The 280-nt window shown below is 67.1% G+C and carries 1 protein-coding gene; it reads right to left on the bottom strand.

Going from position 1 to position 280, the window contains the following annotated elements:
• Positions 1-97: 97 nt before the first annotated feature.
• Positions 98-280: hypothetical protein (locus tag IG178_RS24700; RefSeq protein ID WP_226895777.1), on the bottom strand; the 183-nt coding region annotated here is incomplete at its 5' end.

The following is a 280-nucleotide window of genomic DNA, read 5'->3' as shown; positions in this document are numbered from 1 at the left end:
CCGTATCGGAGGAGTCCTTCGTGATGCCGTCGGCGGTCATCTCGATCCCGCCCCACTGGTTGGCGCTGGCGGGAACGGGCCCGGAATCGGGGATGCGCTAGGAGCGCACCTGCCAGAACACCAGCGCGGCGATGACCAGGACCGCGACCACGAGGATCGCGATGCCGATCTGGAGGAGCCGCTTCTGCCGCTGGTCGGCCTGGGCGTGCTTCTCGGCGATCCCGCGAGCCTGAGCCCTGAAATCGTCCTTGTCGTGGGTGGAGGCCATGGATCCTCTTCT

It is taken from the genome of Neoluteolibacter marinus, from assembly GCF_014904755.1.
In the GTDB taxonomy this organism is placed as follows: domain Bacteria; phylum Verrucomicrobiota; class Verrucomicrobiia; order Verrucomicrobiales; family Akkermansiaceae; genus Haloferula; species Haloferula marina.
Note: the sequence above shows the minus strand (reverse complement) of the source record. Positions and strands in the feature narration are given on the sequence as shown.